The sequence below is a fragment of the Flavobacterium aquidurense genome (genome assembly GCF_031458035.1).
GTDB lineage: Bacteria > Bacteroidota > Bacteroidia > Flavobacteriales > Flavobacteriaceae > Flavobacterium > Flavobacterium aquidurense_C.
The window spans coordinates 60,429-81,561 of the sequence record NZ_JAVDXR010000008.1 but is presented as its reverse complement, the minus strand read 5'-3'; the positions used below and the strand labels follow the sequence as shown (position 1 = coordinate 81,561).

The 21,133-nt window shown below is 34.0% G+C and carries 19 protein-coding genes and 1 tRNA gene; 11 read left to right on the top strand and 9 right to left on the bottom strand.

Features of this window, described 5'->3' with window-relative positions; all coding sequences use genetic code 11:
* Positions 1 to 155: 155 nt before the first annotated feature.
* The 4 genes from J2X17_RS13760 (at position 156) to J2X17_RS13745 (ending at position 6,334) form a co-directional block, all read left to right on the top strand.
* Positions 156 to 1,598 (top strand): hypothetical protein, encoded by a 1,443-nt coding sequence (locus tag J2X17_RS13760; RefSeq protein WP_310299052.1) that lies wholly within the window; start codon positions 156 to 158, stop codon positions 1,596 to 1,598.
* Between the two features lie 69 nt (positions 1,599 to 1,667).
* Complete coding sequence (locus J2X17_RS13755) at positions 1,668 to 3,680, top strand: hypothetical protein (protein WP_310299049.1); 2,013 nt, start codon at positions 1,668 to 1,670, stop codon at positions 3,678 to 3,680.
* Positions 3,681 to 3,850: 170 nt separating this feature from the next.
* Positions 3,851 to 6,049 (top strand): alpha-galactosidase, encoded by a 2,199-nt coding sequence (locus tag J2X17_RS13750; RefSeq protein WP_310299047.1) that lies wholly within the window; start codon positions 3,851 to 3,853, stop codon positions 6,047 to 6,049.
* A 36-nt stretch (positions 6,050 to 6,085) separates the two neighbouring features.
* Positions 6,086 to 6,334, top strand: coding sequence for a hypothetical protein (locus J2X17_RS13745; RefSeq protein ID WP_310299044.1), 249 nt, complete (start codon positions 6,086 to 6,088; stop codon positions 6,332 to 6,334).
* Positions 6,335 to 6,890: 556 nt separating this feature from the next.
* Here the strand turns inward: J2X17_RS13745 and J2X17_RS19050 are convergent.
* The 4 genes from J2X17_RS19050 to J2X17_RS13730 are packed head-to-tail and all read right to left on the bottom strand — an operon-like array spanning position 6,891 to position 9,648.
* A complete protein-coding gene (locus J2X17_RS19050) occupies positions 6,891 to 7,340 on the bottom strand; it encodes a DUF1648 domain-containing protein (protein ID WP_409025260.1) in 450 nt (149 codons plus the stop codon).
* Positions 7,322 to 8,227, bottom strand: a complete 906-nt coding sequence (locus J2X17_RS13740) for a sporulation-delaying protein SdpB family protein (RefSeq protein WP_310299041.1) — start codon at positions 8,225 to 8,227, stop codon at positions 7,322 to 7,324. The genes J2X17_RS19050 and J2X17_RS13740 overlap by 19 nt, the downstream gene beginning before the upstream one ends.
* Entirely contained in the window at positions 8,211 to 8,789 is a 579-nt protein-coding gene (locus J2X17_RS13735; protein WP_310299038.1) for an SdpA family antimicrobial peptide system protein, read from the bottom strand. Before J2X17_RS13735 ends, J2X17_RS13740 begins: the two co-directional genes overlap by 17 nt.
* A complete protein-coding gene (locus J2X17_RS13730) occupies positions 8,776 to 9,648 on the bottom strand; it encodes a sporulation delaying protein family toxin (protein ID WP_310299035.1) in 873 nt (290 codons plus the stop codon). The genes J2X17_RS13735 and J2X17_RS13730 overlap by 14 nt, the downstream gene beginning before the upstream one ends.
* Before the next feature lie 351 nt (positions 9,649 to 9,999).
* On the opposite strand from J2X17_RS13730, the gene J2X17_RS13725 reads away from it, so the two are divergent.
* A complete protein-coding gene (locus J2X17_RS13725; protein ID WP_310299032.1) occupies positions 10,000 to 10,530 on the top strand; it encodes a DDE-type integrase/transposase/recombinase in 531 nt (176 codons plus the stop codon).
* Positions 10,531 to 10,662: 132 nt separating this feature from the next.
* Here the strand turns inward: J2X17_RS13725 and J2X17_RS13720 are convergent.
* Positions 10,663 to 10,737 (bottom strand) — tRNA-Pro (locus J2X17_RS13720).
* A gap of 332 nt (positions 10,738 to 11,069) precedes the next feature.
* Here J2X17_RS13720 and J2X17_RS13715 point away from each other — a divergent pair.
* The 6 genes from J2X17_RS13715 to J2X17_RS13690 all read left to right on the top strand — a co-directional run bounded on the left by J2X17_RS13715 (position 11,070) and on the right by J2X17_RS13690 (position 16,396).
* Positions 11,070 to 11,837: a ParA family protein gene (locus J2X17_RS13715; protein ID WP_310299029.1), complete on the top strand. Its 768-nt coding sequence runs from the start codon at positions 11,070 to 11,072 to the stop codon at positions 11,835 to 11,837.
* Positions 11,838 to 11,842: 5 nt separating this feature from the next.
* Positions 11,843 to 12,751 carry a ParB/RepB/Spo0J family partition protein gene (locus J2X17_RS13710; RefSeq protein WP_310299026.1) on the top strand — a complete coding sequence of 303 codons (909 nt, stop codon included), beginning with the start codon at positions 11,843 to 11,845 and terminating at the stop codon, positions 12,749 to 12,751.
* Positions 12,751 to 13,311 carry a DUF5683 domain-containing protein gene (locus J2X17_RS13705; protein ID WP_310299025.1) on the top strand — a complete coding sequence of 187 codons (561 nt, stop codon included), beginning with the start codon at positions 12,751 to 12,753 and terminating at the stop codon, positions 13,309 to 13,311. The genes J2X17_RS13710 and J2X17_RS13705 overlap by 1 nt, the downstream gene beginning before the upstream one ends.
* Positions 13,312 to 13,351: 40 nt before the next feature.
* On the top strand, positions 13,352 to 14,053 hold the full coding sequence (gene dapB / locus J2X17_RS13700) for a 4-hydroxy-tetrahydrodipicolinate reductase (RefSeq protein WP_310299021.1): 702 nt from the start codon (positions 13,352 to 13,354) through the stop codon (positions 14,051 to 14,053).
* A gap of 65 nt (positions 14,054 to 14,118) precedes the next feature.
* Complete coding sequence (gene lepB, locus J2X17_RS13695) at positions 14,119 to 15,681, top strand: signal peptidase I (protein ID WP_310299019.1); 1,563 nt, start codon at positions 14,119 to 14,121, stop codon at positions 15,679 to 15,681.
* Between the two features lie 88 nt (positions 15,682 to 15,769).
* A complete protein-coding gene (locus J2X17_RS13690) occupies positions 15,770 to 16,396 on the top strand; it encodes a WbqC family protein (protein ID WP_310299016.1) in 627 nt (208 codons plus the stop codon).
* On the opposite strand, the gene J2X17_RS13685 is transcribed toward J2X17_RS13690, so the two are convergent.
* From J2X17_RS13685 to mutL, 4 genes are read right to left on the bottom strand one after another with little or no spacing between them, the layout of a single operon-like run.
* Complete coding sequence (locus J2X17_RS13685; protein ID WP_310299013.1) at positions 16,386 to 17,432, bottom strand: endonuclease/exonuclease/phosphatase family protein; 1,047 nt, start codon at positions 17,430 to 17,432, stop codon at positions 16,386 to 16,388. The genes J2X17_RS13690 and J2X17_RS13685 overlap by 11 nt on opposite strands.
* Positions 17,433 to 17,450: 18 nt before the next feature.
* Positions 17,451 to 18,311 (bottom strand): rhomboid family intramembrane serine protease, encoded by an 861-nt coding sequence (locus tag J2X17_RS13680; protein WP_310299011.1) that lies wholly within the window; start codon positions 18,309 to 18,311, stop codon positions 17,451 to 17,453.
* 42 nt (positions 18,312 to 18,353) lie between these two features.
* Entirely contained in the window at positions 18,354 to 19,103 is a 750-nt protein-coding gene (locus J2X17_RS13675; RefSeq protein ID WP_310299009.1) for a rhomboid family intramembrane serine protease, read from the bottom strand.
* Positions 19,100 to 21,013, bottom strand: a complete 1,914-nt coding sequence (gene mutL / locus J2X17_RS13670) for a DNA mismatch repair endonuclease MutL (RefSeq protein ID WP_310299006.1) — start codon at positions 21,011 to 21,013, stop codon at positions 19,100 to 19,102. The genes J2X17_RS13675 and mutL overlap by 4 nt, the downstream gene beginning before the upstream one ends.
* Between the last annotated feature and the right edge of the window lie 120 nt (positions 21,014 to 21,133).

Genomic DNA, 21,133 nt, shown 5'->3' with positions numbered 1-21,133 from the left:
TGTGGGTTTGTATTTTAATTTTGACTGAACCTCAAAAATAGCACATCCGTAAAAAGACTCAATACATTATTTGATTCAACAATGCTATGCTGGGAATACCGGATTTATTATCCGTAATATGCTTTTTAATAACAATCCAAATATAAAATCGCCACATGAAAAATGGATTTATAATTATTATAGTTGCTAATTGCTGTTTCTTTTTTAATGCATTCTGTCAAAATAAAACAGTAACTTTCAAGTCATCAGATCCGGCAGTGGAGCTGGCTTTTGACCGTGCGAAGAGCATGGCTTTGAGTTACAAAGGGAATTCAAATGACCCCGTTGGCCCTTGGTACGAAGCTGCACTTCCCACCCGATCAGCTTTTTGTATGCGGGATGTATCCCACCAAAGCATTGGTGCTGAAATACTGGGACTTGGTAAAGAAAATAAAAATATGCTTTCGCTCTTTGCCAAAAACATTTCAGAAAGCAAAGACTGGTGTTCCTACTGGGAGATCAATAAATATGGAAAACCGGCACCTGAAGATTATAGAAATGACAAAGAATTCTGGTATAATCTCAACAGTAATTTTGACGTCATGTTTGCTTGTTGGAGACTGTACTTATGGACAGGTGACGAAAGCTATATAAAAAACCCAGAATTTGAAAATTTCTTTGAAAAATCCGCAACCAAATATATAAATCGTTGGGTTTTGGAGGCAGACTCATTATTGACAAGACCCGAATTTCCAAATCCCGCTACTCCATTTAACATTAAAGACGATTTTCACAGATGCCGCGGACTTGCATCATACTCCGAAGGGATACCTGGGCTAAAAATGGGCGTTGATTTAGTTGCAGCTATTTACCGTGGATTGTTAACATATTCTTCTGTTTTGAGACAAAAAGGAAATCTTCAAAAAGCAGAATTCTTTAAAAAAAAGGCAGCAAAATACCAACAACAGATAGAGCAAATTTGGTGGGACAATACGACTTCGAGTTATAATGCCATTTATACAAGCAATGGAAAATTTAGCAAAGACGGAGGAGAACTCTTTTTATTGTGGTTTGAGGCTTTGACAGACTCAGACCGAACTAAAAAAGCAATTGAACACATTATATCAGAAAAAGGAAATATTGAAAGTTCATCTTATCTTCCTTTTTTACTGTACAAATACGGTTTTGGAGACAAAGCCTATGACTATATTTTGTACCTCACCGACCCTACAACAAAAAGAAGAGAATATCCTGAAGTTTCGTATGGTGTAATCGAAGGTATTATACATGGTTACATGGGAATAGAACCCGATGCCACAAAAAAAATGGTAACTACTTTATATCGCGGAAAAAATGGAACAATCTCCGAAGTAGACAATTTACCCATTTTAAATACGGAGCTATTTGTAAAACAAGAAAGCCAAAAGACGACATTTCATAATAACGGTAGCGCTCCTATACAATGGAGAGCCACGTTTTCTGGAAATCATGAAGTGATATTTGTAAACAATAAAAAAATCACTGCCAATCACAAGAAAGACGATTACGGAAATTCATATACATTTATTGATATCCCGGTAAATTCAGGACAAAAAATAAATGCATCTTGCAAACAATAACAGAATAAGTAGAATATTCATTTAAACGTTATTAATATACTGGATAATAGCAATTTAAAAATAAATTTAATGAACAGATCATTTAAACAAAAAAGAAACCATTTTTTATTTGCCCTTGTTACTTTTTGCCTCATAACGAGTAAATCATTTTCGCAGGAAGACCGCCGTTGGCAAATCGATCAGGATGGTTCTATTTCTTGGCAAGTAAACAACAACATTCCTCATGATGACCATATTGAAATGAGTGGCAAAAAAATCTCCTGTGTTCTCCGATACGGTGTAGCTGCAGACGGTTCCTTCCACGCTAGCCGTAGCTTAGTTTGGCCAATGCTCAGAACGATTCCCAATAATACTCATGCAAGTTTTACGCGCCGATTTGCACAAGACGCTTTTGATTTGGTAACAGTGAATTACAAACCTATCGCAGCCGAAAAAGTAGTTTCACTAACCCTCAATGGGACATTGATTGTTAAGAGTAATGCCGGCACCACACTTGAGCTAACCAGACAATTCTTCCCATCAACAAATTTATCAGGCTATTGTGAAATTTACACCATTAAAAATATTTCCGGAAAAACCTGCGCAGTGGAAATTCCAAAATCAAATGCTATTTATACTTCAGATCCGACAAAAGGAACAGAAGGCAGTTATGCTGTTCATGTAGATCTTTCTAATCAAGGTAATTTTAATCTTCAAGAAAACGAAGCAATAAGTTTTTCCGTTTTCTATTCTGGTGTTAAAGCAAATGAACAAGCTCCCGTTGTAAATATAGAGGAAGAAAAAACCAAACGCCTAAAATTTATTCATGAAATATGGAACAAGCTGGTATTGGAAACCCCAGACCAAGTTTTGAATACAGAATTTGCCTTTGCTAAAATTAGGGCTTCAGAAAGTATTTTCGAAACTAAGGGCGGCCCAATGCACGGCCCGGGAGGAGAATCATATTATGCAGCCATTTGGGCCAATGACCAAGCGGAATATATTGGACCTTTTTTTCCATATTTAGGATATGATTACGGCAACCAGGCATCATTAAATGCCTACCTCCATTTTGCAAGATTCATGAACAAAGAATACAAACCCATTCCGAGTTCAATCGTTGCAGAGGGAACTGATATCTGGGATGGTGCGGGTGACCGCGGCGATGCAGCCATGATAGCCTATGGTACAACCCGTTATTCTCTTTCGAAAGGAAATGCAAATGAGGCTAACCAATTATGGCCATTGGTTGAATGGTGCTTAGAATATTGTCACAGAAAATTAAACAGTGATGGCGTAGTAACTTCAGATTCCGATGAATTAGAAGGACGTCTTCCAGCCGGAAAAGCGAACCTTAACACTTCATCTTTATACTATGATGCACTTATTTCAGCTGTTTATTTGGGCAAAGCTTTAGGAAAAGACGAAGCGCAGCTTAAAACATATAAAACTCAGGCTGAAAAATTAAGAACATCCATTTCTAACTATTTTGGTTCGAAAGTAGAAGGATTTGAAACCTATAAATATTACAAAGAAAATGATGTTCTAAGAGCATGGATATGCACACCGCTTACAATGGGTATCTATGATCGCAAAGACGGAACTATAGCCGCTTTATTTTCACCAAGATTATGGACTAATGATGGTCTTGCCAGTGTTGCAGGCGATAAAATATTTTGGGACCGATCAACTTTATATGCCCTGAGAGGCGTATTAGCTGCAGGAGAAACAGACAAAGCATTGGATTTTTTACATTATTACTCAAACCGTCGTTTATTGGGCGACCACGTTCCTTACCCAGTAGAAGCCTATCCGGAAGGAGACCAACGACACCTTTCGGCTGAAAGCGGATTGTATTGCAGAATTTTCACTGAAGGATTATTTGGTATCCGCCCGACAGGTTTGCGCAGTTTCGATTTTACGCCGCGCCTTCCTAAATCCTGGCCTTTGATGAAATTACGCCATATCTATGCATTCGAACATAATTTTGACATTACCGTTGAAAGAGTGGATAAAAAACTAAAAATCACGGTATCTGATGGGAAGAAAACATTCATTAATAAGGTTATTAATGACGGAGATACGATAAATATCAGTCTTTAATAGCTTATCGCAGACAGATTAGAAAACAATTAAAAAAAGTATGGGTATTAAGGCTAATAGACCATCTGTTATTTTATAGGACTGTCGGTTGTTCACTTGGAAATACAGATAATAATATTCAATCATAAATCAAAAATAAAATTACAACATATCATTATCAAAAAATAACTATGAAAAAAGTAATGATTCTATTAGCACTTACAGCTTTCTTTTATGAAGCCAATGCGCAAAATGGTCAAATTCAGATAGAAACTCAAAGTACAGCTTTGATTTTAAAAGCAGGAAAGAATGGCTTGCTTTATCAAACTTACTTAGGAGCAAAGCTGAAAAGTAATTCTGGATACAATGAACTTTCAAAGGAAAATGCCAAAACATTTGTAATAAATGACGGAAACCCTTTGGTTAATTTAAGACATCAAGCATATCCAACATTTGGAACGGACAACTTGTTTGAATCGGCAATTCGAATGACCCATAATGATGGGAATCCATCTTTGGAACTAACTTATGTAAGCCATCGTATAGAAAAAATTGATGCTAATACCATTGAAACCATTATAAAATTAAAAGATCAGGAATATCCCGTAGAAGTGACGCTTCATTATAAAGCGTTTTACAATGAAAACGTAATTGAGCAATGGACAGAAATTCAGCATCACGAAAAGAAACCGGTTATGTTATATAATTATGCATCTTCGATGCTGCATTTTGACGCCGATCATTATTGGCTAACTCAATTTCATGGGGATTGGGCCAAGGAAGTTCGTATGCAGGAAAGTGAATTAACTAGCGGTACTAAAGTTATCGATTCGAAATTAGGAGTCCGCAACAATATGTATCAAACACCTGTTTTCTTTTTGTCTCTTAACTCTAAAGCTGATGAAAATTCTGGAGAACTTGTGGCAGGAACAATTGCCTGGTCAGGAAATTTCAAGCTTTCTTTCGAATTAGACAATAAAAATTCTCTCCGCATAAGTTCTGGAATCAATCCATTTGCTTCAGAATATAGTCTTCAATCAGGGGAAAATTTTATCACACCTTCGTTTATTTACACTTTTTCAAATAAAGGGAAAGGACAGGCGAGTCGAAATTTACATGCATGGGCTAGAAAATACGGAATTAAAGATGGCGAAAAACCTCGTTTGACGTTATTAAACAATTGGGAAACCACCTATTTCAATTTTGATGAAAAGAAATTGACAGATATGTTTACGGACTCAAAGACATTAGGTGTTGATATGTTCTTATTGGATGATGGCTGGTTTGGAAATAAGTATCCTAGAAGTGGAGACAAATCAGGTTTAGGAGATTGGCAAGCAACTAAAACGAAATTACCTAACGGGATTGGCTTCATCATGCAAGAAGCTGAAAAAACTGGGGTAAAATTCGGAATTTGGATAGAACCGGAAATGGTCAATCCTAAAAGTGAATTATACGAAAAGCATCCTGATTGGGTTTTAAAATTGCCTAATAGACCCGAAAATTATTATCGCAACCAATTAGTTTTGGATTTATGCAATCCACAAGTACAAGATTTTGTATTCAAAACCGTAGATGACATTATGCAAATTAATTCAGGGGTGGCCTTTTTTAAATGGGATTGTAACAGAATGATGACTAATGCTTATTCAACATATCTTAAAAATCAACAATCACATTTGTTTATTGATTATACTAAAGGTTTATATAAAGTTTTAGACAGAATTAAAGCAAAATACCCAAATCTGCCAATGATGCTTTGTTCAGGCGGGGGAGGCAGAACTGATTATGCATTCCTTAAATATTTTACAGAGTTTTGGGCAAGTGACAATACTGATCCATACAATAGAGTGTTTATACAATGGGGATATTCACAGTTTTTTCCAGCCTTTTCAATTTGTAATCACGTAACATCATGGGGAAATCAATCGATTAAATTTAAAACTGATGTGGCCATGATGGGTAAACTGGGATTCGATATTAATATAAAAGAACTCAAAGAAAAAGAATTGAAGTATTGTCAAGATGCAGTTGCTAATTATAAGCGATTAAGTTCAGTAATTTGGCATGGTGATATGTACCGAATTATCTCTCCTTATGATGAAACCCGAGCAGTATTAATGTATGTTGATAATGCCAAAAGCAAAGCAGTACTATTCTCTTATACACTTCATCCGCTCTATGATCCGCAATACAATTCCGTTCGCTTTCAAGGTTTAGATCCGAATAAAACCTATAAAGTGGAGGAAATAAATTTGATGCCCGAAGGAAAAAAGACACTTGAAGAATCTGGAGATTCCTTTACTGGAGATTATCTGATGAATGTTGGGCTACGAGTTTCTTCATCTAAGGTTGAGACAAGTGTTGTTCTTGAAATTACTGAAATATAGGCAAATATTTGAAATCTTATTTTTATTGTGATTAAGATGTGTTTATTATTTGTACTTCATGTTTCTGAAGCTGCAGCGTATATTTACACGATTGATAGCAGTTTACACGGCAATAAAAAAGGACAAAACAGAAATAAATCCATTTGTCCTGTGAAGTCGGGGCGGCAGGATTCGTACCTGCAGCCTTCCCGATTTCAATCGGGACGCGTAACCGTTCAAAAGTCTTTCAAAGTAAGTCTTAAAGCTCAGTATTTTAGCAAAAAAAAAGTCTTTTCAAATACATGAAAAGACTTTTGTCGGGGTGGCAGGACGACCTACCTATTCCTTAATTCGTTGATTTTATTGGTGTTCTCAAGTACTCTTCCAAAAAGGGTAGCCGAATAGGTCTCATTTATAATGACTTACCTTGTAGCCCTTTGTTTCCTTGATCAATTTAATTGCAATGAGTCAATGTACTTTTATATGAAAATATATGAAAATTGTTGTTCAGTAGAAAATTTAGGCCTCATTGTAATAGATGTTTTTCTGTTTCGAATACGCTTTGTCCCAGCCTAACGGTACAATTCTCCAACCGCTTTCTAGATGGTTTGGAAGTATAAACATAATCAATAAGGATATTTGAAAGTGAAAAATCCATTAAGTTAGTATCCATTCATTTTCTAAAACAGCTTATAAGTGGGGTCAACATCATAAGAATCAATAAAAGTAATATTTCAGCAGATTTTAATTTTGACGAAGTTGTGAGAAAATCCTAAATAAAATATTGTTTTTTAATGTTTTATTCAAAATCAGTATTAGGATTCTATTTAAAAATTAAGTAAGAACATCATTCCGTCTAGCTTTAATTCTTTTTATCTCTTCCAAAATAAAATATTGTAAGTAAAGGAGTTGCGATCAAGTATATAACTAGATATATAAAATCCTTTTCGAGGCCAATCGCTTTAAATACCATATATGAAAAAACAGACGTGGTAATAATTGCTGTTATACATAAAAAAAATTGCATTTTTTTATATACACTTTCTCTATTCTCGTCAGTGATTTCAACTGGGTAATTAGCCGATTTTGGATTTTTTATCAAAAGCCCGAGAAAAACTAATACAAGTAGATTGACGCCAGAAGAAATCAACAATGAATTCTTATTGCTATACCCGTCTACTTTGCCAGTTATATCCAGATGAGAAGCAACTGTTTGAGGAATTTCTGAATAATGATAGAATAATATTAGAAGATAAGTTAAAAATATCGAGAGACTAATGAGATACAGTATTTTTATTTTTTTAGAGACCATAATTTAAAATTAATAGATTGATAGGTAGGATAGAGAAACAATATAAGAGCGGCACAAATGGAAAAGAAAAATGAAAATATGCCATGATAAATGATAATAAAAAAATGAAATAAAATTCCAAAACAAAGAATTGTTTTGCGATATTTTAAAGATGCCAGTAATCCTAAGAATAATAAAATTTCAAGTACAATAACACTATAAGTGAGCAGTGAGATAATAACTGGATTACTTAATAGTTTGTTCATGAATATTGAAATACTGGTTGGCATTCCAAAAACACTATGGTTAAACCAATAATAAATTGCCGTACCGTTTACCCATTCAGGCACACTTAGTTTTCCTAACGAAGCATGGTAATAGATAATGGCGACCTGAATCCGTATTATCCAGATCGAAAACAAACCTATAATATTTAATGCAGAATCGTAAGGTTGCATATATTGCCAGTGGTTTTTTCTTAGATCAGTTAAACAAAATGGTATCAATAGAAAGCTTAATATAGAGGCAATTTGATCTCCTCCGTCTATTATTGATGAAAAATAAAGAAAACTGATGCAAATCCACCAATGCAGCAATGAAGTTATTTTTATGAAATAACCCGAAATAGTTATAATAAGGATCAGGATTGCCAGTCCTTTCATGTAGACGATGTTATCAAAGCCAAATAGTGTAAAAAAATTATATTTATTTATAGGTATTACAGGGTTTAATAAAGGGTTTAGTATGGTACCGTCAATTTTTTTATGAAACAATATACCGATAGGATTGAAAATCAAAGTGAGTAAAGTACCTAAAGCAAGTATGCTTCTTGCAAATCCTACAGTATTTGTATAGGGAAAAAGCGTTAAACACGACGTTTTTATTTGGTTGTTAATTTTCTTTATCATTGCATTTTATGTTTAGGCGAATTATTTTTGCAGGCATTTTTATTCTGTGTAAAGATCTACTCCAAGCCCATGGGACTGCCTTTTGATAAATCACGATATATTCGCCGCATAGTACCTGATCTTTCATCTGATTTTGTACTGAAATTAATGACAAAGGTAATTTAGTATATAATTTTTCCTGATAGCTCCACATCGTATTCTGATAAAGGCTATCATTAATTTCCCTTTTAATGAATTGTAATTCAGACATGATCTTTGATGCCTTTCTTTTTAGTCCGAACAAGTTTTTATAAGATGAATGCCTTTGTGAAATTTCTTCGAAGGTATTGTCTGTGTTTTTCTGGTATATTACAATTTGTGCCTCCCTTGGATTTCTGGTAAAAAAAGCCCAGCCCTGTGGAACAAATGTGAAAAGTTTATTTTCTAAATTTATATTCAGTTTTATGGGATTTTCTTGTACGGTGTAGAGAAATACTCCTGAAATAAATACAAAGGTAAAAATTGAACAAATGGCAAAAGTTAAAAAATAACTCTTGCCATTAAGAAACTTACTTCTCTGCATAATATTCGGCAATTTCATTAACTAAAGTCTCTGTTTGTAAGGTAGCTTCTTCAGAATCTGTTATTGGTAAAGGCGGCCTTATATCATCGGGTCCAATATAATCCATCCCTGTATAATCTAATCCATTATCAATTGCTCCGTCATAAGTAACCTGATTGCCTCCATTAATGCTTGGCCCCCAAAATGCGAATTTAAAATATATCAGCGCAGTAACTGCCACAGTGTTGTGTGCTGCTATTGCAAAATAAGCCACACATGCGACAGCCCAGGTGCAAGGAACAAGAAACTCATTTTCATCTGTTATCATGTTCTTTCTTAGTAAACTGTCGTATTCTCCTTTGTCAATGGCAGTTTGAAATGTTTGCATGTATGTTTTAAAACTGTCTTCCTTATTAAGTTTTAGTTTACCGGTATAGATGTCGGATTTTACTTTGAGAAAAACTTTTTTTAGTTCAGGAAATATTACCTCGAAGTTTTCTTTAATCATGGTAGAGCCCAATTCAATAGCTACTTGGACTTTTCTTTGATCCCCACTTGTGATAAGTTGTTTGAATTCAGGGAAGAAGCTTGGGTTTTTAGTTTTAATCTCTTTGACTAGAATATCCAGCTTACTTACTACCTCTGTTCTTTTATCCCCTTTTAAATTATTTGTTAGATCTATTTTGCTCTTTAGTTGGTTAATATGGACTGCAAATTCTCCAACTCCAAAAAAAATGGATTTAAATAATTCTACATCGGTATAGCTGGAAGCCTTGTCTGTAGTGGTTGAGTTATTTTCAGATGGGCTGCAACTCACAAATAATACGCTAATGGCCAAAGCAAATGCTATTTTGGATAAGTGGTTTTTTAGTATTTTCATTGTTTAATATTTGGATTGATTTTATAGATTTCAAAGCTAAGATTTTTATATAGCGTCTTTCATTTATTATTGAATGGTGTAATTAATTACTCAACGCTTTAAGTCGGAAAGATGCTTTTTGATTTTAATTTAGGATGTTTCATAATGGTTTGGTTTCGAGAAGGTTCGTTGTAATAATGCTACGAAAAATTTCAGTTTAGTCTGGACAAATATAGAGGATAATGTTTTAAAAACAAGATTTTTCGTATATTTTAAAAATATAAGTTTTTTCCTTGTATTCCTTAAAAAATGCATTGACAAGTTCAGGACTTGTTAAATTTTAGATCTAGAGATAAATCGTCCTGAACAAGTTTGGGTCTCCGACATTACTTACATCGGAAAAAGAGATTATCATGTTATTTAAGTTTGATCACAGATGCTTACTCAAAGAAGATAATGGGCTATTATGTTGCAGAAAATCTTAATACACAAAGTAGTTTAAAGGCATTGAAAATGGCACTTAAATACAGAAAATCCAATACCTTGACCTTAATCCATCATTCAGACAGAGGTTTGCAATATTGCGCCAACCAATATCAAAAGGGACTAATCGAAAACAAAGTTTTATCCAGTATGACACAAAACTCAGACCCGTATGAAAATGCCGTAGCTGAAAGAATTAATGGAATTTTAAAACAAAAATTTATGATCGATAAATATCATCAAAAAATAAAAATAAAAAGACAAATTATAAAGGAATCGATCAATATTTACAATGAGCAAAGACCACATTATTCTAATCATATGCTAACACCAAATCAAATGCATTGTCAAAATCAAATGCAAATAAGAACCTATAAAAACAAAACAGTTGCAAGAACGTTCTTGCAACTGTTTAATTAATTATTTTTATCTAATAAATTAGTATCGTTATTTTAGGACGAGACACTTGAATATTTTGGAGTTGAATAAAAAGAAAAACCCCTTAAATCATACGATTTAAAGGGTTTTGACTGCCATTGAAAGGCTCTTTTGTCGGGGTGGCAGGATTCGAACCTGCGGCCTCCTGCTCCCAAAGCAGGCGCGATAACCGGGCTACGCTACACCCCGTAAGCGGGTGCAAATATATAACTATTTTTTGCTTATCCAAAACAATTTGAGAAATAAGAAATATTTTTATTTGAGATGAAATTATTGAAGGATAAAAAATGTCAAAATTTAAATTCATAGTTATATATTCAGATTGAAAATTTGTGCATTATTTTCCAAAATAATATTGAAAACAGAACGAAATTCCGCTGGCATTTTTTTTAATAGCAGAAATAAAAATCTTTAAAACACGCACCAAATAACGATTAGCCAAAGTTTAGCAAATGTTAACAAAATAGATTTTCAAAAACCATAAATAATTGTATTTTTACGGTTCAAAATTTAGAAAATAAATGGGCAAAATCATTGCGATTGCTAATCAAAAAGGAGGCGTTGGAAAGACTACTACATCTGTAAATCTTGCAGCCTCATTAGGTGTTTTAGAAAAAAAAGTATTACTGATTGATGCTGATCCTCAAGCAAATGCCACATCTGGCCTTGGGATTGACGTAGAATCTGTTGAAATCGGAACATACCAAATACTTGAGCATAGTAACACTCCTAGAGAAACTATTGTTAAATGTTCGGCTCCAAATGTTGACGTGATACCAGCACATATTGACCTTGTTGCCATCGAAATCGAATTGGTCGATAAAGAAAATAGAGAATACATGCTTAAAAAAGCGCTGGAAAGTGTTAAAGACGAATATGATTTTATCATTATCGACTGCGCACCGTCATTAGGTTTATTGACCCTGAATGCTTTAACAGCTGCTGATTCTGTAGTTATTCCTATTCAATGTGAATATTTTGCACTTGAAGGATTAGGAAAATTATTGAACACTATAAAAAGTATTCAAAAAATACACAACCCAGATCTTGATATCGAAGGATTATTACTTACAATGTATGATTCAAGATTGCGTTTATCTAATCAGGTTGTCGAAGAGGTTCAAAAACACTTTAACGATATGGTTTTTGATACCGTTATTCAGCGAAATGTAAAATTGAGCGAGGCACCAAGTTTTGGCGAAAGTATCATTAACTATGACGCAACCAGCAAAGGAGCAGTTAATTACATCAATTTAGCTCAGGAAATTATAAAGAAAAACAGTAAATAGTTTTTATGACAAAAGCAATTAAAAAACAAGCCTTAGGACGAGGATTATCAGCATTATTAAAAGATCCGGAAAACGACATTACATCAGTAGAAGATAAAAATGCTGACAAAGTTGTTGGAAATATCATAGAGCTTGAAATAAGTGCTATCGAAATAAATCCATTTCAGCCCAGAAGCAATTTTAATGAGGAATCTTTACGCGAATTAGCCACTTCTATTAAAGAACTTGGTGTGATTCAACCTATTACTGTTCGAAAATTAGAATTCAATAAATATCAGTTAATCTCCGGAGAACGTCGTTTGCGCGCGTCAACTTTGGTAGGCCTAACACATGTTCCAGCTTACATTCGTATTGCAAATGACAATGAGTCGTTAGTGATGGCTTTGGTTGAAAATATTCAGCGTCATGACTTGGACCCGATTGAGATTGCACTTTCATACCAGCGTTTAATTGACGAAATTCAGCTGACTCAGGAGCAAATGAGCGAGCGTGTTGGAAAAAAACGTTCTACAATTGCCAATTATTTACGTCTTTTAAAATTAGATCCGATTATCCAAACTGGTATTCGTGATGGTTTCATCAGCATGGGACACGGTAGAGCAATTATCAATATTGAAGATTTAGACGTTCAGACTGATATCTACCAAAAAATCGTAAGCCAGAATTTATCTGTTCGTGAAACGGAGGCTTTGGTGAAAAATTATCACGAAGGCGTAAAACCAAAACCAGAAGGAGAAGCAAAAGCAAAAACAGAGTCTTCATTCCTTGTTAAAGAAACCCAAAAAAACACTTTCAACGATTATTTTGGTGCGAAAGTTGATATAAAAGTCGCTGGCAACGGAAAAGGAAAAATTACAATTCCATTCAATTCGCAAGCTGACTTTGATAGAATTATAAAATTAATAAACGGATAGTGAATAAAATTGTCCCCATAAGTCTATTGTTCTTTCTTATAGGAACCGTTTCTCTTTTTGCCCAGGCAAAAAAAGACACGGTTTTGGTTGTTAAAGACACTACCAAGTTAGAAGAAATAGACCCGCTGACCCCAGCAAAAGCAGCCTTTTATTCGGCTATATTACCAGGTTTAGGTCAGGCATACAATAAAAAATACTGGAAGATTCCACTAGTTTATGGCGCAATTGGTACCAGCTTATATTTTTACATTGACAATAACAAAAAATACCACGATTATCGAGATGCCTATAAACGAAGACTTGAAGGCTACAACGATGATAATTACCAGTTTTTAGATGATGACAGACTTATTGCAGGTCAAAAATTCTATCAACGAAACAGAGATTTATCAGCTTTGTTTGTGGTAGGTTTTTATGTTTTAAATATTATCGATGCCAATGTCGATGCTGCATTGATTCAATTCAACGTAAATGAAAGATTATCACTCCGTCCGGAAATTTATCCCGCCGATGTAACTTTTAAACCAAATGTTGGACTAACTTTTAATTACAAATTCTAATAGTCTTAGTTTACTATTAGAAATTCAAAAAATACACAAAATGAAAATTGCACTTTTAGGATACGGAAAAATGGGTAAAGTAATTGAACGAATTGCTTTAGAAAGAGGTCATGAAATTGTTTTAAAGAAAGATGAATTCAATACTTACGACGGACTTTCAACAGCTGATGTTGCAATAGATTTCAGCGTTCCTACTGCTGCCGTTGATAACATTTCAAGCTGTTTCCATGCGAATGTTCCCGTAGTATCAGGAACGACGGGCTGGCTGGAACATTTTGATGAAATGGTCGCTCTTTGCAACGAAAAGCAAGGTGGATTCATTTCTAGCTCAAACTTTAGTTTAGGAGTTAATATTTTCTTCGAACTAAATGAATATTTAGCAAAAATCATGTCACAATTTGACTCATACAAAGTGACTATGGAAGAGATTCATCATACTCAAAAACTGGATGCCCCAAGCGGAACTGCAATTTCTTTGGCAAAAGGAGTTATTGAAAACAGTAACTACGCTAACTGGACTCTTGATGAAGCTAAAGACAATGAAATTCATATTGAAGCAAAAAGAATTGGAGATGTTCCGGGAACACATACTGTAACTTATGATTCTATTGTAGACAGCATCGAATTAAAACATACTGCACATAATCGTGAAGGTTTTGCACTTGGAGCCGTTATTGCTGCTGAATGGCTGGCTGGTAAAAAGGGTATTTACAGTATGAAAGATGTTTTAAATTTAAAATAAATAAATCTTAAGCTTAGAGTTTTTTATACGAACAGCCTTAAGCTTAAATCTTTAAACAAAATATTATGACACTATATCTTTGGTTTGTTTTTTTCTTAGCCGTACAGATTATTCATTTTCTGGGAACCTGGAAGTTATATCAGGCTGCGGGACGTAAAAGCTGGGAGGCTGCAATTCCTGTGTATAATTCTATAGTTTTAATGAAAATTATTAGCCGCCCAACATGGTGGACATTGTTACTTTTCATTCCGATTATAAACTTGATTATGTTTCCTGTTATTTGGGTAGAGACACTAAGAACATTTGGTAAAAAATCGACTTTAGATACTTTTCTAGGAATTTTTTCGCTCGGTTTTTATATCTATTATGTAAACTATACTCAAAAATTAGAATACAACGCTAATAGATCCTTAACTCCTGAAAACAAAACTGCTGATACTGTAAGTTCATTACTTTTTGCTATAATCGTAGCAACATTAGTACACACTTATGTCGTACAACCTTATACAATTCCAACTTCTTCATTAGAAAAATCATTATTAATTGGTGACTTTTTATTCGTTAGTAAATTAAACTATGGACCTAGAGTTCCAATGACTACTGTTGCCTTGCCAATGGTTCACGACTCCATTCCTTTAACAAAAAAAAGATCATACCTTAAATGGCCGCAATTACCTTATTTCAGATTACCAGCATTCGAAAAAATAAAGCGAACAGACATTGTTGTATTCAACTGGCCCGTTGATACTGTACATTATTTTTATGAACCAAAAGGAAGACCTGGCGTTTATAAACCTATCGATAAAAGATCAAATTACGTAAAAAGATGTGTTGGTATCCCTGGAGATAGTTTATCAGTACGAGATGGCTATGTATTCATTAACGGGAAAAAATTAGTTTTACCTGAAAGAGCAAAACCTCAATATTCGTATGCAGTAGCATTAGACGGAAAAACTCCAATAGATTTCGAATCACTTTTAAAAGAATTGAATGTCAATCTTGTTGATGTTAGAGGATTTAAAGATCAAGTCAAAAAGGATACTTTATTTTTTGGTGCCTTAACAGAAACTAATGCCGAAAGATTAAAAAATATTCCCGGTGTTACAGGTGTAGTGAGAGAAATAGCAAAAGGTAATGATGACAGAGTTTTTCCTCACATTAATAAATGGAACGAAGACAATTATGGTCCAATCTATATTCCTGAAGCAGGAAAAACAGTTGCTTTAACGAATGAATCATTGCCATTCTACAAAGATATCATTACTAATTATGAAGGCAATACATTGCAAATAGATGGTTCTCATTTTATTATAAATGGAAAGCAAACCAACACATATACTTTCAAACAAAACTACTATTGGATGATGGGAGATAATCGCCATAACTCTGAAGACAGTCGTTATTGGGGATACGTTCCTGAAGATCATATTGTAGGTAAACCAGTATTTATCTGGCTAAGCTGGGATACAAATGGAAAAGGAATCAACAAAATTCGTTGGGACAGGGTTTTCACTACTGTTGATGGTGAAGGACAACCACAATCGTACTTTAAATATTTCTTAATATTACTTGCTGCTTATTTTGTGGGAGAATATTTCTGGAAAAAAAGAAAAGAAAATAAAGCATAAAAAACGTTTATTCGTTGAACTGGTAAATCGTTTAATCGTTCTTTAAAAGTACGGTTAAACGATTTACCGATTAAACTAAAAATATACAATGAACTCACTATTACTTCCTACTTATTTTCCTTCGATTAGCCACTTTGCAGTTCTGGCTCAGTCTGAAAATATTACGTTTGAAATGGAAGATAATTTTCAAAAACAAACCAATAGAAACCGCACTTATATCTATAGTCCAAACGGGATTCAGTTATTAAACATTCCTGTAAAACATTCTAAAGCGGCTCATCAAAAAACAAAAGATGTATTTATTGAGAATGAATTCGACTGGCAAAAACAGCACTTCAAATCTCTTGAAGCTGCCTATAGAAGCTCTCCATTTTTTGAGTTTTTTGAAGATGACATTCGTCCTGTATTCGAAAAAAAGCACACGTTCTTAATGGACCTAAACATGGAGGTACTTGATATCGTAACAAAGTGTTTAAGAATGAAATTAGAATTCAGCAAAACAACAGAATATTTCATGACTACTGAAAACATGATCGATTTCAGAATTTTAGCTAACGGGAAGAAAGACCCCAATTCATTTGAAAAATATCCACAAGTTTTTGATGACAAACACGGCTTTATCAATAATCTAAGTGTTTTAGATTTGCTTTTTAATGAAGGGAAATTCGCTATGGATTATTTAAAGAATCAAAAATTGATTCAAATTATTCCATAGACAATATTGCTTTGATTGGATAGTGATCTGAATTTTCGAAATTAGGAAAGCTTTCAAATTTTTTGACTTTCATTTTACTATCTGAGAAAATATAATCTATTCTTGCAGGATAATATTTAAACTTGTAGGTAGCTCCAAAACCTTTTCCTGCTTCTTCAAAAGTATCCTTTAGTTTTCCCTTAATATTTCGGTAAACGTACGAAAATGGGCTATTATTCATGTCACCACAAATAATATAAGGCGTTTTACATTCTTTTATATTCTCCTTAAAAATTTCGGCCTGTTCTTGCTGTTGCTTGAATCCCTTACTTATTCTTGTAAACATAAGCTGCGATTTCTGTTGATTTACATTGTCAATGTCATTTGAAATATTTGACACATCTGGTGAAATCTTAATGGATTGCAAGTGCATATTATATACGCGAATAATATCCTTCCCACGTTTTATATCTGCATAAACGACATTATTATCAGATTTAGGAAAAATAATATTTCCTTCATTAATAATTGGGAACTTCGAAAAAATGGCCTGACCAGTTTTGATCTGATTTCCGTCGATAAAAATGTAACGATGGGGATATACTTTCAAATCCAGATGGGCAGAATTTGAATATTCCTGAATACACAAGATATCAGGATCCTGTTCATCAATGAAAGTTTTAATATTAGAGGGAATATCATCACGATCCAACCATTTAAAAACATTAAAAAGACGTACGTTATAACTCATAACCGAGAAATCCTTTTCGTCTTTGACATATTCTTTTGCAGAAAATTTATAGAATTTACTGATAAATGTAATTCCGGTAAGCAATACCAAACCAGACAAAATAAGACGCTTTTTAAACTGTATCGCCCAATAAATAAAGAATAATCCATTAAGCACAAAAAACGCTGGCATAAAAAGCGTTAGCACAGCTAAAAGTGGAAAAGTTTTAGGTGCTAAGAAAGGAAGAATATAGACACTAAAAGTTATAACTGTTAGCACTATATTCAAAAAGAACATTATTTTATTAAACCAAGACAGGTTTTTCATATTCTTTTATTAGAAGGATTATTTTCCTGCTTTAAACAAAAATTCTTTTTCTTCTTTGGTCAGACAATCGTAGCCAGATTGACTAATTTTGTCCAAAATTTCATCAATTTGCTGTTGTGTTTTATCTTTTGTCACAATTCTTGAAATAGGTTTCTCTGCAGGTTTTTTGTAATTCTTATGAACCGTTTTGAAAGGGGTTGCAGGCTTTTTAAATAAATTAGTAAAAAAATCTAATACCCTGGAAATAACGATACTCAAATCAGTTCCGTTTTGAAGCAATTTAATAAAAATAAATCCAAATGCTGCACCAGCCAAATGCGAAATATGCCCACCCATATTATCTAAACGAAACTGCATCAAGTCAAGAATTAAAATTACGCCCGTAATATGCCATAATTTTACATTGCCGAAAAACATCAAACGAACGCCCATTAAAGGCTGATAAGTCGTAGCGGCCACTAAAATCGCCATAATTGCAGCAGAAGCGCCAACTATAGATGCCGAATAATTTAAAAAATAATAGCTTAATGCAAATACAATTCCGGCAAAAATGGCACTTAAAATATACAATCCTAAATATTGCTTTTGAGTAAAAAAGGTTAGAAATAACTGACTCGCAAAGTTCAGAACCATCATATTAAACAACAAATGCCAAAATGAGGAATGAAAAAACGAGTACGTTAAAAAAGTCCAGGGTTTGAATAAAAAACTATTTGGATTTGACGACAACGCCAGCCAGTCCGGATAAGCAAAACCACCACCCGAATATTGATAAAAAAACACCAATGAAATCAAGAAACAAGCAACGTTCCAGTAAATAACACGCAGCGCAATTCCTCCTATTTTATATTGTAGTTTTAAATCATCTAAAATATTCATAAACTCTCTTTTAGTTTTTCAATTAGAACTTAAAGTTAAAAATTAATTCCAACGATTCCCATTAAACTGATTTTTTTTCCAGTACCACATAATTAAAAAACCAAAAAGTGCGCCTCCAATATGAGCGTAATGTGCTACTCCATCTCCAATTCCCATAAATGAATTTCCAAGAATTCCGAAGAAACCATCGTATAAAAGCATATAAACAGGAACGAAATATTTAGCTTTAATTGGAATAGGAATAAACATCAAAGCCAATTCAGCGTTAGGAAACATAAATGTAAAAGCAACCAAAAGCCCATAAATCGCTCCAGATGCACCAACAACAGTCCCAAAATAAGCACTTGTAAAATGACTATATTCAGAAACGGTAAGCAATTGCTGCCATCTTGTATCGATTTTTCCCTGATCTAATACTTCCATGACTTGCAATTTGTTAACCCCGTTAGCAATCAGTGTATTTAATCCATCCTGAAAATAATAATAGTTTACAGCAAAGTTTATTAAAGCCGCTCCTAAACCACATGAAATATAAAAAAACAAGAATTTTTTGCCACCCCAAAAATGTTCTAATGTTGAACCAAAAGAATACAAAGCAAACATATTAAATGCAATATGCATTACGCCACCATGCATAAACATATGCGTGATTGGCTGCCAAGCTCTAAATTCAGGATTTTGCGGAAAAAACAAAGCAAAATACTCGTAAGAAACAGGCACCAATTGGGAGCCAATAAAAAAGATGATATTAATTATCAATAATTGTTTTACTACGGGAGTCATGTTCATCATAAGGCAAACTTTTTATCTATATCTTCAACACGCATGGTGATGAAAGTAGGTTTTTGAAAAGGTGAAATATTAGGATCTTTACAGGCAAACAAACCGTTGACTAAATTATCCTGTTCTTTTTCGGTTAAATACGATCCTGTTTTAACCGCTAAACTCTTGGCCATTGATTTTGCAATGGTATCATTCTGACTGTAACTGCTCGCCGGAATTCCGTCCTGCAAGTCACTTAATAATTGTTCGATTACCAATGAAACTTCACTTTCAGTAATATTGACCGGAATTCCTGATATTACAATATGATCTGCCTGAGCATCTTCAAAAACAAATCCTGTTGTTTCTAATGAAGGTTTTAATTCCTCGATCAATGTCATTTCATCTGAAGAATAAAACAAATTCAACGGAAATAACAATTGTTGGCTTGAAGCCTGATTTACGGTCATATTCAGTAAAAATTGTTCATATAAAATACGTTGGTGTGCACGTTGCTGATCAACGATAACCATTCCGGACTTTATAGGCGAAACAATATATTTTTTATGAATCTGATAGGTTTTCTGAGGAGCCGTTTCTACCTCATCATCGTTAAATAATGATGAAGTTACTTCTTCATTTTCAAAAGTAAAAGGCGAGCTTTCGATACTTTCGGTATCCAAACCTACATATAAACTTTCCCAACTTGTAGTTGGCTCAACTCTTTTTGAATAACCGGAATAAGAATTTGATCCCGAACTATAGCTTGAAGCTGAACTTGATCCAGATCCTGAAGAACCCGATTTGGTATAATGCTGATTGGTTTTATCATCCGTAAACGGATTAAAAGTTCCATCAACCTGAATTGTAGGCGTTTCAGCTTCTAAATCTTTATAATGATATGGCGTATCTAAATTCGCATCACGATCAAAATCTAACACCGGCGCTACATTAAACTGTCCTAAACTGTGTTTAATTGACGCTCTTAAAATAGCATATAAAGCTTGTTCATCATCAAACTTAATTTCTGTTTTAGTTGGATGGATATTGATATCAATTGTATTGGGCGGAACTTGTAAATATAAAAAATAACTCGGTTGAGATCCGTCTTTCAAAAGTCCGTCATAAGCTGCCATAACCGCGTGATGCAGATAACCGCTTTTTATGAAACGATCGTTCACGAAAAAGAATTGCTCTCCCCTGTTTTTCTTCGCAAATTCTGGCTTACAAACAAATCCCTGAACATTAACAATCTCAGTATCTTCATTAACAGGAACTAATTTTTCATTTGTTTTTCCGGAGAACATTCCAACAACACGCTGACGATAACCCGCTGCAGGTAAATTATACATTTCGCTACCGTTATGGTAAAACGTAAAATGAATATTTGGATGCGCTAATGCCACACGCTGAAATTCATCCATTACATGACGAAATTCAACCGTATCTGACTTTAAGAAATTACGACGGGCGGGAATATTGAAAAATAGATTTTTAACAGCGAATGAAGTTCCTTTTGGTAAAACGGCCGCATCCTGAGAAACGAATTTACTTCCTTCGATTACGATGTGTGTCCCAAGCTCTTCCTGATCTTGTTTGGTCTTCATTTCCATGTGCGCAATTGCCGCAATCGAAGCTAAAGCCTCGCCACGAAAACCTTTTGTACATAATGAAAATAAATCTTCAGCATGACGTATTTTTGAAGTTGCATGACGTTCGAAACACAAACGAGCATCAGTCACGCTCATTCCTTTACCATTATCAATAACCTGAACTAACGATTTCCCGGCATCTTTAATAATCAATTTAATGTCGGTTGCATCGGCATCAACAGCATTTTCTAAAAGCTCTTTTACGACTGAAGCGGGTCTTTGAACCACTTCTCCAGCAGCAATTTGATTAGCAACATGATCAGGAAGTAATTGAATTATACTCGACATTTAAAATTTTAGATTGTAGATTAACGATTTGAGATTTTTTGATTTAAAATCTAAACCAAGGTGTACAAATTTAATGAATTTCTGTTGGGTTTTAGAACAACAGCCATCATAAAAAAAACA

What these genes read in the sequence shown, in the direction of transcription:
- J2X17_RS13760 (WP_310299052.1), top strand. Translation starts at nt 156, where the DNA reads ATGAAAAATGGATTTATAATTATTATAGTTGCTAATTGCTGTTTCTTT.
- J2X17_RS13755 (WP_310299049.1), top strand. Translation starts at nt 1,668, where the DNA reads ATGAACAGATCATTTAAACAAAAAAGAAACCATTTTTTATTTGCCCTT.
- J2X17_RS13750 (WP_310299047.1), top strand. Translation starts at nt 3,851, where the DNA reads ATGAAAAAAGTAATGATTCTATTAGCACTTACAGCTTTCTTTTATGAA.
- J2X17_RS13745 (WP_310299044.1), top strand. Translation starts at nt 6,086, where the DNA reads ATGTGTTTATTATTTGTACTTCATGTTTCTGAAGCTGCAGCGTATATT.
- J2X17_RS19050 (WP_409025260.1), bottom strand. Translation starts at nt 7,340, where the DNA reads ATGGTCTCTAAAAAAATAAAAATACTGTATCTCATTAGTCTCTCGATA.
- J2X17_RS13740 (WP_310299041.1), bottom strand. Translation starts at nt 8,227, where the DNA reads ATGATAAAGAAAATTAACAACCAAATAAAAACGTCGTGTTTAACGCTT.
- J2X17_RS13735 (WP_310299038.1), bottom strand. Translation starts at nt 8,789, where the DNA reads ATGCAGAGAAGTAAGTTTCTTAATGGCAAGAGTTATTTTTTAACTTTT.
- J2X17_RS13730 (WP_310299035.1), bottom strand. Translation starts at nt 9,648, where the DNA reads ATGAAAATACTAAAAAACCACTTATCCAAAATAGCATTTGCTTTGGCC.
- J2X17_RS13715 (WP_310299029.1), top strand. Translation starts at nt 11,070, where the DNA reads ATGGGCAAAATCATTGCGATTGCTAATCAAAAAGGAGGCGTTGGAAAG.
- J2X17_RS13710 (WP_310299026.1), top strand. Translation starts at nt 11,843, where the DNA reads ATGACAAAAGCAATTAAAAAACAAGCCTTAGGACGAGGATTATCAGCA.
- dapB (WP_310299021.1), top strand. Translation starts at nt 13,352, where the DNA reads ATGAAAATTGCACTTTTAGGATACGGAAAAATGGGTAAAGTAATTGAA.
- lepB (WP_310299019.1), top strand. Translation starts at nt 14,119, where the DNA reads ATGACACTATATCTTTGGTTTGTTTTTTTCTTAGCCGTACAGATTATT.
- J2X17_RS13690 (WP_310299016.1), top strand. Translation starts at nt 15,770, where the DNA reads ATGAACTCACTATTACTTCCTACTTATTTTCCTTCGATTAGCCACTTT.
- J2X17_RS13685 (WP_310299013.1), bottom strand. Translation starts at nt 17,432, where the DNA reads ATGAAAAACCTGTCTTGGTTTAATAAAATAATGTTCTTTTTGAATATA.
- J2X17_RS13680 (WP_310299011.1), bottom strand. Translation starts at nt 18,311, where the DNA reads ATGAATATTTTAGATGATTTAAAACTACAATATAAAATAGGAGGAATT.
- J2X17_RS13675 (WP_310299009.1), bottom strand. Translation starts at nt 19,103, where the DNA reads ATGATGAACATGACTCCCGTAGTAAAACAATTATTGATAATTAATATC.
- mutL (WP_310299006.1), bottom strand. Translation starts at nt 21,013, where the DNA reads ATGTCGAGTATAATTCAATTACTTCCTGATCATGTTGCTAATCAAATT.